This window comes from Desulfovibrio sp. JC022, assembly GCF_010470665.1.
In the GTDB taxonomy this organism is placed as follows: Bacteria; Desulfobacterota; Desulfovibrionia; order Desulfovibrionales; family Desulfovibrionaceae; genus Maridesulfovibrio.
In genome coordinates, this window is sequence record NZ_VOPZ01000003.1 from 192,510 (window position 1) to 205,797 (window position 13,288).

Annotated in this window: 14 protein-coding genes; all 14 read left to right on the forward strand. The window is 50.5% G+C overall.

Going from position 1 to position 13,288, the window contains the following annotated elements; genetic code table 11:
* Positions 1 to 233: 233 nt before the first annotated feature.
* The 14 genes from FMS18_RS06065 (at position 234) to FMS18_RS06130 (ending at position 13,228) form a co-directional block, all read left to right on the forward strand.
* A complete protein-coding gene (locus tag FMS18_RS06065) occupies positions 234 to 629 on the forward strand; it encodes a hypothetical protein (protein WP_163292853.1) in 396 nt (131 codons plus the stop codon).
* Between the two features lie 14 nt (positions 630 to 643).
* On the forward strand, positions 644 to 1,132 hold the full coding sequence (locus FMS18_RS06070; RefSeq protein ID WP_163292854.1) for a prepilin-type N-terminal cleavage/methylation domain-containing protein: 489 nt from the start codon (positions 644 to 646) through the stop codon (positions 1,130 to 1,132).
* A complete protein-coding gene (locus FMS18_RS06075; RefSeq protein ID WP_163292855.1) occupies positions 1,122 to 1,538 on the forward strand; it encodes a prepilin-type N-terminal cleavage/methylation domain-containing protein in 417 nt (138 codons plus the stop codon). The genes FMS18_RS06070 and FMS18_RS06075 overlap by 11 nt, the downstream gene beginning before the upstream one ends.
* Positions 1,535 to 2,005: a PDZ domain-containing protein gene (locus FMS18_RS06080; protein ID WP_163292856.1), complete on the forward strand. Its 471-nt coding sequence runs from the start codon at positions 1,535 to 1,537 to the stop codon at positions 2,003 to 2,005. Before FMS18_RS06075 ends, FMS18_RS06080 begins: the two co-directional genes overlap by 4 nt.
* Positions 2,006 to 2,013: 8 nt before the next feature.
* Positions 2,014 to 2,442: a type II secretion system major pseudopilin GspG gene (gene gspG / locus FMS18_RS06085; protein ID WP_239060956.1), complete on the forward strand. Its 429-nt coding sequence runs from the start codon at positions 2,014 to 2,016 to the stop codon at positions 2,440 to 2,442.
* Entirely contained in the window at positions 2,414 to 3,013 is a 600-nt protein-coding gene (locus FMS18_RS06090; RefSeq protein ID WP_163292857.1) for a prepilin-type N-terminal cleavage/methylation domain-containing protein, read from the forward strand. Before gspG ends, FMS18_RS06090 begins: the two co-directional genes overlap by 29 nt.
* 4 nt (positions 3,014 to 3,017) lie before the next feature.
* Positions 3,018 to 4,025: a general secretion pathway protein GspK gene (locus FMS18_RS06095; RefSeq protein WP_163292858.1), complete on the forward strand. Its 1,008-nt coding sequence runs from the start codon at positions 3,018 to 3,020 to the stop codon at positions 4,023 to 4,025.
* A 13-nt stretch (positions 4,026 to 4,038) separates the two neighbouring features.
* Complete coding sequence (locus FMS18_RS06100; protein ID WP_163292859.1) at positions 4,039 to 5,382, forward strand: PilN domain-containing protein; 1,344 nt, start codon at positions 4,039 to 4,041, stop codon at positions 5,380 to 5,382.
* Positions 5,379 to 6,926, forward strand: a complete 1,548-nt coding sequence (pilO, locus tag FMS18_RS06105; protein WP_163292860.1) for a type 4a pilus biogenesis protein PilO — start codon at positions 5,379 to 5,381, stop codon at positions 6,924 to 6,926. Before FMS18_RS06100 ends, pilO begins: the two co-directional genes overlap by 4 nt.
* A 2-nt stretch (positions 6,927 to 6,928) precedes the next feature.
* Positions 6,929 to 7,807 carry a PDZ domain-containing protein gene (locus FMS18_RS06110; protein ID WP_163292861.1) on the forward strand — a complete coding sequence of 293 codons (879 nt, stop codon included), beginning with the start codon at positions 6,929 to 6,931 and terminating at the stop codon, positions 7,805 to 7,807.
* 44 nt (positions 7,808 to 7,851) lie between these two features.
* A complete protein-coding gene (locus FMS18_RS06115; protein ID WP_163292862.1) occupies positions 7,852 to 9,471 on the forward strand; it encodes a secretin N-terminal domain-containing protein in 1,620 nt (539 codons plus the stop codon).
* Positions 9,472 to 9,485: 14 nt separating this feature from the next.
* Complete coding sequence (locus FMS18_RS06120; RefSeq protein WP_163292863.1) at positions 9,486 to 11,078, forward strand: GspE/PulE family protein; 1,593 nt, start codon at positions 9,486 to 9,488, stop codon at positions 11,076 to 11,078.
* A gap of 24 nt (positions 11,079 to 11,102) precedes the next feature.
* On the forward strand, positions 11,103 to 12,329 hold the full coding sequence (locus FMS18_RS06125) for a type II secretion system F family protein (protein ID WP_163292864.1): 1,227 nt from the start codon (positions 11,103 to 11,105) through the stop codon (positions 12,327 to 12,329).
* A gap of 74 nt (positions 12,330 to 12,403) precedes the next feature.
* Entirely contained in the window at positions 12,404 to 13,228 is an 825-nt protein-coding gene (locus FMS18_RS06130) for a thioredoxin domain-containing protein (RefSeq protein WP_163292865.1), read from the forward strand.
* The last annotated feature ends 60 nt before the right edge of the window (positions 13,229 to 13,288 follow it).

Consider the following 13,288-nt stretch of genomic DNA (forward strand, 5'->3'; position numbering starts at 1 on the left):
CGGCCCCCCTCATATGGATTGTAGTAAATTTGAAGAAATACAACACTACTATAAAACTATACCAACTTGCTTGTGTCAAGCTGTAGAAGTGGTTTTGTATGCTTCTACTGTCTGTGTCAGGGGGCGGGTGTTATTGTAATTGAGGAAAGTAGTTCATTAATTTTAGATGTCCGTGGACAAAAAATGTTTAATCTCTTATACCTATATTAGGAGTCTCATAAAGGGAGGTCGCATTGAATTGTATACGTGGACTTAAATTATACTTTTTTAGTTATGCATTTATTGTCGGACTGTTTGCCATCATCCTGATGTGTCTGATGACAGGGCCGTGTCTGGCTCAATCCTCCAAGACCGACACAACTGCCGGCACCGGCGAGAATCTCAGTGAGTTGCTTGCTCCCTTACAGGCTTTGCATGACGATTTATCAAGAATCGAGGCCAAGCTGGACGGACTTGCCAATGCCAAATGGGAATACAAGATTCTCACTCCCAATATTCTGGGAAAATCCAAACTTGATCCTTACGAACCCGACCTCGCTCCATACGGAAAAGATGGTTGGGAACTTGTCACGTATTCACCTGATGTCGGGTATATCCTGAAACGTAGAGTTGCGCCTGATTCCAAATAAACCGGGAAGCGGACATGGATTTTCAGCCTCAAAAATACTTGAAGAATGAGTCCGGGCAAAATGGTTTTACCCTGCTGGAGCTCATTGTGGTCATGGTTATCATGTCCATTGTTATGGCTGTTCTTCTGCCGCGTCTCAGTGAACAACTCATGGGCAACACCCTGCGTGCTGCCGCTTCCGATTTGGGGGCCATTGCCACTTCGGCCCGCTTCAGGGCGGCTGATACAGGTAAACAGCATGTCGTGGTTATCAACAGTGAAAGCGGAGAATTGAAACTTTTGAGCGGGGACAAGGGCGAGATTCTGAGCCTGACCTCGCTGCCTGCAAAGGTGGCTGTGGAAGGTATGGAGCTTCTTGGTAAATCTGTTCCCGGTTATGAGATGCGTATTATTTTTTACCCGCGTGGAACGGCGACTCCTGCCCGGATCAAGTTGGTTTCCGAGAAGCAGGAGATTATGCACCTGATCGTAGCCGGGGCTGACGGGGGTGTGTATGCGCGCTAAATCCTGCAATTCCGGTTTTTCTTTGATGGAAGTCATGGTTGCCATGGCCATTTTGTCCATCGGATTGGTTGCAGTGGCAGGTGTTTATTCACAGGCTACCGCATCCCTGTCTCAGGTGGAGGGGTATGAACGGGCCGGTCTGGAAGCGGAAATGCGGCTGGCCTCTTTTCTGAATCAGGATAATCTCAAACCGGGGTCTACCTCCGGTTCTTGCGAAACCCTGCCCCATGGCAGATGGAAGATAGTTGCTAAAAAAGATAGTGATTACGACGGTGTGAGCCGGGTCAAGGTCACGGTGCTGTTCTTCACCGAAGGCAGGGAGCATGAATATGTTCTGGAGACTGCTCAGGTTAAGCAGACCCTGCCTGTGCAGAGCAAAACCCAGACAAAGGATACGAAAAAATGAAACAAGATAAACGTTTGCAGATGTGCTTTTCCCGGATTCTGCTTTTTTTTCTGCTGGGTGTTTTTCTGGTCGGGTGTCAGCTCAAAGCGGACCCCATCGATATCGGTTACCAGTCCAGATCAAGACCTTTGATGGGCCTTAAGCTGAAGGTTATCCAAAAGGAAATGCATGTTATTGAGGAGGAAGCGCAGGAGAAGACCAGTGAGGATCAGGATCGTGCGCTTCTTGTAATGGATTGTAAAGCGGACAGCCCGGCACACAAGAGCGGTGTACAGCCCGGAGATGTGCTTTTGGAAATCGACGGGGTTCCGGTGCAGGGGATGCGGGATTCAACCTTCATCATGCAACGCAAGCGGCCGGGGGATAATGTTGCGCTGACTCTGTATAGAAATGGTAAGCTCATCAAGTTGGGAATCCATCTGCCTGCTGACGTTCGGGTCAAAAAGGCGGTCAACACTACTAGCTGAGGGACATAATGATGCAGAATGAAAAACACGGTTTCACACTTATTGAAATGCTGGTGGTAATTGTGATTATCGGTGTGCTTGCGGCTATTGTGGCCCCAAGATTCTTCGGTAAGACCGATGAAGCCAAGGTTGCAGCGGCCAAGGCGCAGATCGAGGATTTTTCCATGGCCCTGCAAAGTTACCAACTGGACACAGGAGATTTCCCCACAAGTCAGCAGGGGCTTAATGCATTGGTGAAAACGCCCACTACGCCGCCTGTTCCGGAGAACTGGCATGGCCCGTACATGAGCAAGAATACTATCCCAAAGGATCCGTGGAATAATCCTTACGTATATACATCTCCCGGCAAGCATAGCCCGGATTTTGATTTGCTCAGTTACGGCAAGGACGGCAAGCCCGGAGGAACCGGTGATAACGCGGACATCACCAACTACTGATGAAAGCGGGTTCACCCTGCTTGAGCTGCTGGTGGCGATCACCGTGGGGGCAGTGGTGCTGACTGCGGTTTATTCTATTTTCGTCACAGCAACGCGGGTGGAAAAAGGGGCGCAGGCAATACTCACCCCCATGCGATCTGCCTCCTATGCGTTCAGCATACTCGGCAGGGATGTTCGTAATCTGGACCCTTTGTGCGCGGCTTCGGATATTATCTGCAAGAAAACGAAATGCCAGTTTCCTATTCTGGATGAGAAAGGAAAACGGATTTGGGTGCAGTATGTTTTTAAAGAAAACATACTTTGGCGGGAACAACGCAAGGATAAAAAGGGGAAACCGGAAAAAGGTAAACCCCTGTCAAAGATGGAGCTTTGTTCCGGGGTAGTTGAAATCCGTTTCAAACTCACCAGCAGGGGGCATGGCGGGGGGGCTACCGGAGAGTTGAATACTGCTTCTAAAGTCGGTCCGGGAATGATCGGATTAGTTTTGGATTTTAAGGAAGGGGTGTCTAGGCGGGCTGTTTATCGTTCACAGATTTTACTGGAAGTAACACCGCAGCAGAAGGCAGGCTAAAAGGATGCGTGAGAATGTAACCGGACAAACACAGGCTTCAGTTCAACAGGGTTTTGCTCTGGTGATTACGCTGTGGGTTATGGCCATTCTCGGTATTATGGCGGCTTCTTTTTCTTATGAGGCTTTATGCGAAACAAAAGTGGAAAGCTGGAGCAGTCAGGATCGCCGGGCTTACAATCTGGCGCGAGGAGGTGTTCACAGAGCGGCGGGCATCATCAGGAAGCATGCCCGTGACCCCGTGCACAGCATTACGGACAAGTGGTTTTCCGGGGATTCATTGTATAAAGATATTAAGTTCGGGCCGGGGTATTACTCCATTGTCCGATCTGATGCAGGTGTTACGAAAAAAAACAAGAAAGCTGAGCTGCTGCAATACGGATTAATTGATGAAGAGTCGCGCCTGAACATCAATGTCGCCACCATGGATCAGTTACAGGGCTTCCCTACTGTCTCTAATGTGCTGGCCGCTAATATCACTCTTTTACTGACCAAAAAGCGGGGCAACAGCACCAAGGGGGCTCCCTCGTCCGTGGCAATGGCTAAGGGGCTGGTGGACGGACCGATTCGAAGTCTGGACGAGCTGCTTCAAGTGAAAGGAATGACGCGGGAAATTTTGTATGGTCCTTCTGGTCGTGATGGTGGCGGGAAGGCAGGTATTGCGCGCTATCTGACCTGTTTTTCCTCGGGGAAGGTGAATATTAATACTGCCGGGAAGGAAGTGCTTCATGCAGTGGGCTTTACGACCGGGCAGGTGCAGACTTTGCTCGCCTATCGTCTTTCGGGGTGGAAAGGGTTTGCATCGGTTAGTGCCGCGCTCAGTACGTTGGGTGCTACCGCGCAGAGTTCTCATTTGACACCTTTTCTGACCGTGCAGTCCAAGAATTTTACCATGACCTGTCTGGCCGGATTCGCGCCCGGAAAGTTTGTGGAACGAATCACCGCCAGAGTCAGCGTGGACAAAGATCAATTGCATTTCACCCGCTGGGAGTCCGAGTCCCTGCCGCGGATATGAACGGGGTTGCAGTATGAATTTTAAGAAGTTGCTCAAAATTATGCCTCTGACCCCTTCTTTCGGGAATAAGTCCCGGATTGGACTGGTGTTTGACGTGCATGGGCATTGCGCAGCTTCGTTTGAATATTCTTCCAAAGGCAAGCAGTGGCTTCCCCTGCCGCAATTACCTGAAACAAATCACCCTCGTCCCTGCTTCATGGTTCTCCCTTCAGCCATGCTCGCCTTGTGCCGAACCCCGATCCCGGACAAAGAGCAGAAGGACGCAGTGGCAGCTCTGGATATGGAATCCGGTCAACGTTTGTTCCGTTCCCCTGAAACAGGAGGCCGGGAGATCCGCTGTTATGGCGGGGAAAATGGTTTGACCGCTACCCTTGGCTGGCTATCCAACGAGTATCTTCATGAATGTCTGGAAACAGCAAAGGGCATGGGATTTCAGGTTACGACCATAGTGCTGCCTGAATTCGACTTGAAAGTTTCCGGGCCGACCCTGCTCGTGTCTCGCGAAAAAGAGGAAACACGTCTGTGTTGCATCCACAAGAAAGTTCCCGTGATCTGGCAGGTGGTACCGGATGGGGGACCGTCATTGGCAAGTGCGCTGGGTGTGGTTCTTGCGGAACTTGAGGCGGAAGGAAAGCCGAAGCCGGAAAAGGTTGTGGTCTGGATTCCTCCCGGTGGCGGGGAGCCGGATGGTTTCACTGAAGTAATCACAAATGGGCTGCCCGGAATTCCTGTGGAAAAAGTCCGTTCCTATGAAGATCTTTTGTCTTTGTTGCGCATGAACCATGTGAAAGGTTCTTTTCATGAAAGTCTTGAAGAGTGGGAGCGCATTCCCCTTGCTCCGAAAGACTACTTGCGGCCGGGGTTGGCCTTTGCGGGGGCCATTGCTGGTTGCCTGTTGCTTTTCTTTTCCGTGATTCATTTGAATACTCAGGATGCCGATGTTCTTAAGCAGGAGGCACATAAGGTTTTGTTTCTGGCAAAACGTACGGATGTGGTGACCATGGAGGTGCGGGAGTATGTCAGACGCAACAGGGAGATTCTTAGATATACGGTACAGAAGCCCTTTGTTTCACATGTGTTCCGTGATCTTGGTGATTCGGTTCCGGCTCAGGTTAAGTTGAATACCATGCGTCTTGATCAGTCCGGTAAGATTACCCTGCAAGGGGAGGCTAAAAATGAAATCAGCCTTATGGCCCTGCTGGAGAATCTGAGCAGTGCACAGATTTTCAGCAATGCGGTACTCGCTTCCATGAGCAAGTTGGAACAGGGGCAGGGGTTCCGGTTTGTGGTGGAGCTTGATTTTCCAGCTTGGCAAAGTTTTTTCAAGCCTAAAAATAAGCAGGGGGAAACGCAATGAACATTCTCCTTGCCTCTTGGAACAAACTTGATCCGCGAGACCGCCGTGCTTTGGGCATATGCATAATATTTCTGGTCTCTGTTGTTTTATATATAGGTATTCTGGCTCCTCTCGGCGATATGTATGAAGCCACGGTGCAGGAGCAGGCCGACCTGAAGAATAAAATTCAATTCAATACGCCCAAGGCCATGGTTTTGCCGGACCGGGAGGCAAAGCTGCGTCAGGTCAAGGGTGAATATGAATCCCTTAAACGCCAGTTGGAACTTGTGGATCGCAGGGATTGGGGAGCTTCTGATATTTATAATGAAATCAGAGATTATGCTTCTATTACCGGGATTACCATTAAGGAAATCCGTCCCTTAGCGAAAAAAAAGGATGGGTTTCTGTCCAGCCAGCCCATGGATGTGACCTTCAGCGGTCCGTTCACTGCTATTGAGAAGTTTATTTATTATCTGGAAACTTCGCCGCAGGTTTTTGTTGTTTCGGAAATATCGCTGACCGGTAAGAGCGGCACTATGCAGGGCGGTTTGGTGATCAGCAAGTATTCCATTCCTGCCGGGGTTGATTCCAAGATGGCGGAACACGCAGTGAAACTAGTGCTCTCCATGCCGCCATGGATCGGATACGCTCCTTTTGAGATAGCCCGGCACAATGGATGGCTCCATTCAAACGGCACGCGCATTGAGTGTTATTTTTCTGAGCATGAAAAAACTAATTTTGAGAAATTGTACGCCGGCGAAATCGATGGGACCGCCACCCATGCTTTGGAACTTGTCCAGCTTCTCACCAGAGGTGTGGACCTGCGCATAGTGGCTCCATTGGCGCAGTTTAAGGCCGGAGATGCTCTGATGGTGGCGGGGAATTCGCCTGTTAAATCCGTGAAGGATTTGCGCGGGAAGACGGTCTTTCTGGAGACAGGAGGGGCTGCGCACTATTTTCTGTATGAAGTTCTCAAGAAGAACGGCATGTCGCTCTCGGACGTAACGGTGAGCAATATGGCCCGTGACATAGTGGCCCAAAGTCTGGAAGCCGGACTCATTGAAGCGGGTGTGACCTTCGAACCCTATGTAGGGAGATTGCAGAAACTGCGCATCGCCAGACCTGTGGCAGGTCCGGAGGATGTGGACAACTGGACCTTGCAGTTTCTGGTCCTGCGTGAAGATGCCCTGCCCGGTAATGAAAAGGCAGTTGAAACCCTCATAAACGGTTTTGCGCGGGCAGTGCACTGGTGGGGGCAGCACCCGGACGAGGCCGTGCAATACCTGAGTGCCAATAGTCCTCAAGGGGTTTCACAGGGAACCATCAAGAAGATCCTGAAGAGTGTGCGGTTTCTGACTCCTGCTCAGGTGAGGGATTATTCTTGCGTCGGGCCGGAAGTGAATAATCCTCTGGATGAGTATTTCAGCAAATATGAGACATTTTTCAAGGAGGAGCTTGGATATGATGTGGTAGTTCCCAAGGCCGACATCATTGACTGGCAATATGTTCGCAAGGTGTACAATTGTACGTCGCATGCAAACGGTACCCACGGGGCAGGGGGCTGACCATGGGCATGGAAAGATATCTGCATAAAAACGCGGCGGACGCATTTTTCAGGATCGCGCTTATTGTCGCGGCCCTGACATTAGTCGGTGCAGTGCTCATTCTTTCCCTTCCCGCACCGCATCCCAAAGCGGTGAATTATGTGGATGCCACTCGCGAGCATCCGCCGTCCGATCCGCTGGCCTATCCCCATTATTCTTTTTTTACCACTAAGCGGCGTCATATCTTCCAGTACGGCCAGCTTCATCTGGTGCATCGTTCCTACAAGCGAACAGCTCCTGATTTGCCTCCCGGCCCCAATGTTTCCGGGCTTTCCCTTATGGCGACTATGCCGGGTGCGGGCAAGTCCTATGCAATCATCAGTGGAATCAACAGCGGCGCAAGCACATTGGTTACTCTGGGGCAGGTGGTCAGGGAAAGCATACTTGTGGAAATCGCTTCAAACCATGTGATTTTGGCCCGAAATGATCAGAACGTCACCTTGCCCATGACTACCGCGTGGGAAGCGCAGACTGAAAGTTTGATGAGTGAGGCCGGTATCTCTGAAGGAAGCGGAAGTTCCTATGCGCTTTCAGTTCCTTCGGGTGCAGGGGGGAAAGGCGTCAACGTAAATATCAAGGGTTGGGGGGTGTTCCTCATTCCTCTGACTGAAATGGAACGGAAAGACATGGGAATCCAGTCGGGTCGCGGACTGAAAGTGGCCCGTGTCGTGCGTAAGGATACAGGTCTGCTGCGCGGGGATTTGCTGCTGGCTGTTTCCGGCAGGCCCGTGGGTTCGATACCGCAGGTCAATGAGATATTGAAAAATAAAATCGGTAAGGACGTGTTTCTGACAATCATTCGTAAAGGAAACCCCATGAATGTGGATATTCTGATTCCCTGATTTTCACGGAAAGGGAAACAGGTTAACATTCAGGAAAATATAAGATGAGAGAATCCATGATGAGAGCTGCCCACTGCATACGATGGTTTGTCATTCTGGCGATGATATGCGCCTTTTCCGTTCCTGTGACCGGGGGGCCGGGACATGTTGCTCATGCCGCACCTGCTGGGAAAAATCGGATCGAGATCAATTTCAGGCAGACGGATATTATGGCCGTGCTGGAATTTTATTCGCATCTTATGGGCAAGACATTTATTCCGAATCCTCAACTCAAGGGGCCGGTAACAGTTATTTCCCCGAAGCCCGTGACTAAGTTTGAAGCTTTGCGGTTGCTGTATTCCGTGTTGGACATGAAAGGTTATACCCTTGTGCAGCAGAGCGGCTACTACAAGGTCGTCTCCAAAAGCATGGCTGTACATGAAGGGCTGAATGTAGATTCCATCACTGTGGGCGGCGATCAGATGGTTACTGAAGTAATCATGCTTAAGTATCTGAAAGCAGCTGACGTGATCGCTGATTTTCGGCAGATTCTGTCACCTGAAGGGTCAATTTTTTCTGGAAAGTCTAACAATTACATCGTGTTTACAGATACTGCTGCCAATGTGAACAAGATTAAGGAATTGATCAGCCACATAGACAAACCCGGCTCCCTGCCTTCTTCCAAAACCTACTCCCTGCAATACATTGAAGCCAAGACCGTGGCTCCGATGCTGACCAAGCTTTATACGGAAAAGGTGGCCAAGGCTGATCAGAGCAAGGTTCAGATTCTTGCCATGGAGGAGACGAACTCCCTGATCGTGCTTGCCCCGGAAAGTGTGCATACGGATATTTCCAAAATCGTAGCCAAACTTGATGTCCGTACCATGCAGGTCTCGATCAAGGCTTATCTTGTGGAAGTGACTCTGACCGATGAAACCAAGCTCGGTTTTGAGTGGATGTTCAATGTCAATTCGCAAGGGACATCTGCCGGTGGGTCCTTGGATTTCGGGGAAGCTTTTACCTCTGCCATGCTTGGTGGAACAAAGGAAGCTCTTAATTTTTCCATCGTCAACGGTGACAATTTTCAAGCGATGATGAATTTTTTCGCTTCGGATGATAATGCCCGCGTGGTTTCCGCGCCGCATATCTTGGCTCTTGATAATCAGAAAGCGAGTATTTCTGTGGGAACGGAAATTCCCATCCTCAAGCTGACCCAGTCTTCCATGACTTCTCAGCAGAATGTGATCAAGACTTACGATCACCGCAAATTCGGCATGCAGCTTGATATCACTCCTACAATTGCCGAAAATAGGGACGTGACCCTCAAGATTGATCAGACCCTATCCAGTCTGGTCACCGATGAGACTGATCCGGATCAGTGGAAATCTACTGACCGCGCGGCCTCCACAACCGTGCTGGTCAAGGATGCCCAGACTCTGGTTATCGGTGGACTTATGAGCGTCAACGGTGACTTGAACAAGAAAGGTGCACCTTACTTGAAAGATATGCCCGTACTCGGTCCTTTGTTCGGTACTCAGGATGATAAGATGACCAAGTCGGAACTCCTGTTATTCCTGACTCCATACGTGATCGCCACGCCGGATGAGGCAGATGAGATGAGCGGACTGCGCAAGGCTCAGAGTCCTATGGCTGTGGATGAATTCGGCCTTATTTTCGACCTCTAGCCCCGGAAAGAGATATGCAGGAAAAAGAAATGAAACTCCTTCCGGCAACACCTTATGACCTGTCCTCTCCCGACAGGGTCAGGGGCTGGTGGCAGCGTATCAGGCAGGCCGGGGAGTCTGAACAGGACGCGCTCAGGAGTACGGCGGAGTTTCTCGGTCTGGAGTGGATGGAACTCGACAAAACCTATCTTGCCGAGCCGGGACTGGTGCAGCTTGTGCCTGAGAGTTTTGCAAAGAGCCATCTGCTGCTTCCTTTGGCAAAGGAACAGGACGGGGTGGTTCGTATGGCTGTTGCAACACCTTTTATGGGAACAGCAGTGTCCGAAATGGAGCAGGCTTTGGAAATGGATATCCACATGGTTCTCGCTCCGGCGGATAATCTTGTGGATGCCCTTGAACGGGCCTACTCCGGCGAAGGCATGGAGGGGGTCTTCACCAGTCTGGATGATGACCTTGATTCCATGGATGATGTGGAGGATCTGCGGGATATGGCTCAGGCCGCGCCTGTTATCCGGCTGGTCAATAATTCCTTTCGAGACGCCATTGCTCAGGGAGCTTCGGATATCCATATTTCGCCTTATGAGGACGGTCTGGAAATACGCTTTCGTGTGGACGGCATCCTGCACGTGGTCAATACCGTGCCCAGAAAATATCAGGCGGCCATCATTTCCCGGATCAAGATTATGTCTAATCTGGATATTGCCGAACGTCGAATTCCCCAGGACGGTCGTATCCGGCTGAAGATGGAGCAGTCTGATTATGATATCCGCGTGGCATCCACACCCACCGTGTTCGGAGAAGGTGTGGTCATGCGTATTTTGGACAAGTCATCCATCAAGGTGGATATCGCGGATGTGGGCTTTGAGCCGGACATGCTCGAGATGTGGAAAAAACTTGTCCATCGACCCCACGGTGCAATACTCGTGACCGGGCCGACCGGGTCCGGGAAAACCACCACGCTCTATGCATCATTGAATTACATCAAGTCCCCGGAATTAAAAATAATCACCACGGAAGATCCGGTTGAATACCAGCTGCGCGGTATAGACCAGATTCAGGTCAATCCCAAAGTCGGGCTGACTTTTGCGGCAGCTCTGAGGAGCATTCTGCGTCAGGACCCGGATGTGATTATGGTCGGGGAAATCCGTGATTTGGAGACCGCTGAAATTGCGATCCAATCCTCCCTGACAGGTCACCTTGTGCTTTCCACTCTGCATACCAATGATGCCCCTACAGCCATCACCCGCCTTGTGGAGATGGGCATTGCTCCCTATCTTGCCGCTCCCACTTTGGCCGGGGCAATGGCCCAGCGGCTCCTGCGCAGGCTGTGCACTAATTGCAAAAAACAGGGAGCGGACGGCAAGTGGCAGGCTGTGGGCTGTGAGGAATGTGATGGTTCCGGTTACAAGGGCAGGCTCGGAATATTCGAGTTGCTGATCAATACTCCAGCCATCCAGACGCTTATCCAGAATCAGGCCAGTGCTGCTGACATCGGGGCCAAGGCACAGCAGGAAGGCATGCGCACCCTGCTTCAGGATGGCCTTGCCAAGGCGGCAAGGGGGCTGACCACGGAAGAGGAAGTCTATCGTATGGCTCAGGATAATTAGTTAAATTTTGTAATTGGAGCACTCATGGCAACGTTTACTTATACGGCTCTCAAAGACGGCAAGCAACTTTCGGGGGAGATGGAAGCTGCTGATGTCACAGCTGTGCAGCGTGAACTTTCCGGGCAGGGAGCCAGAGTGCTGCGGGTGGAACGTAAGGACGGCGGTCCGGAGGAAGAACAAAAAGGAAGCGTAAAGAGCCAGTCCCTCTTCGGTAAGCGTATCAGTTACAAGCAGGTCACCTCTTTTACCCGCCAGTTTGCCACCCTGTTGGGATCAAGCCTTCCGCTTGTGCGGGCTCTTTCATTTTTACAGGACCAGAACGCAGGCACTGTGCTGGGAGAGGTCATAGGCACTATCAATTCCCGTGTACGCGAGGGTATGCCCCTGTCGCGGGCCTTGTCCGAATATCCTAAACATTTTGATACGCTTTATGTTTCACTTGTGGCAGCGGGAGAGACAGGCGGTATGCTGGATAAGGCTATGGATAGGCTGGCCTTTATGCGTGAGGCTCAGGAGGACCTGCGTTCCAAGGTTTCCGGGGCCATGATTTACCCGGCCATCATGTTCATTGCCATGGTGGGGGCGATCATCACCATGATGCTGCTCGTGGTTCCAAGATTTGCCCAGATGTTTTCCAGTATGGGCCAGAAGCTTCCCGTTGCCACCCGTGTGCTCATCGGTATTTCGGACACTTTGCAGCAGACATGGTGGTTGTTTCCTTTGTTTCTGGTGGTCGTCATCCCTGCATGGAAAAAGATAGGTTCCACCCCCGCAGGGCGTATGCGTATTGATACCGCCAAACTCAAGCTCCCAGCCCTCGGTCCCATTGTCATACAGGTCAGCATGGCCCGCTGGTGCCGTACTTTGGGAACCCTGATCGGTTCCGGTGTTCCATTTCTGTCCGCGCTTCAGTCCAGTGCCGGAGTAACCGGAAATGTGGCTGTCTCAAAAGTTGTGGAAAAGGCGACCGCCGAGGTCCGCGAGGGCAGCAAGCTGGCGACTCCGCTTAAGGAGAGCGGCGTCATCCCGGCATATGTCACAGAAATGATCTCCATGGGCGAGGAGTCCGGTTCCCTAGACACTATGCTCGGAAAAATTGCTGAACATTACGAACGTGAGGTGGATCAGCTGGTCAAGAATCTCACCTCACTTCTGGAGCCGGTTATGATTCTGGTGATGGGCGCGGTGGTCGGTTTCATTGTTATGGCAATACTGCTGCCGGTATTTCAGATGCAGCTTATGGCGGGGTGATATTTGCAGAATACAAAAGTGAAATTTCCTATGGCCGTATGAAATTTTTTTATTAAATCGCTGGAGAGGAGTCTATGTTGAAGCGAATTATGTTGATTTTGTCGGTTGCTGTCATGTTTTCCGGTTGCGTTAATAAACAGATGCTAAAGGAGCAGATTGCCGAGGCCATTCGCGAAAATCCCCAGATTGTACTTGATGCCTTGCGTGAGAAAAAAATGGATATGCTGGTAATTCTTGAGCAGGGCATAAGTGAGCGGGAGAAACTTAAGCGTGCAGCCCGGCTTGAAGCGGAGATACAAAATTCATTCAAACCTCGGATTTGGGCCGGTAGACCGATGCTTGGCAATGTTGATGCCCCGGTAACCATCGTAGAATATTCTGATTTTCTATGCCCTTATTGCAGTAAGGCGGCAAGTGTGGTCAGCAAGCTGGCTATAGAACAACCTGAAAAGTACAGGCTTGTTTTCAAACACCTGCCTATGAATGAAAAATCCCGTAAGTTGGCTCTTTTTTTTGAGGCCATAGCCCTGTTTGATAAGGAGAAGGCTTATAAATTTCATGATCTCGTTTTTGGACATCAGAAAGAACTATATGAAGATAATTCCGGTGCTGTTCTAGCTAAGATTATTGATGAAGCCGGCGTTGATCATGACCTGCTCCAGAAAAGTATCAATTCAATGCAGGTGCAGGAGTATCTGCTGGCTGATGAAAAAGAGGCCAGAGCGTTCAAGATAAATGCTACCCCTACATTCCTTATTAATGGGGTTGTCGTGCGTGGCTACCTTCCGGCGGAGAGATTCGAAAAGAAGGTTGATCTTATTCTGGAAAAAACGACCAAAAGGACAACAGCTGAAGCTCAAGAGGGTGAAGCCTGCGAAGATTGTCTGAATCAAATGTAAATGGTGTTACAAAATCCCCCCAGCCGAACTAGTTCGGCTGGGGGGATTTATTTTGATTGA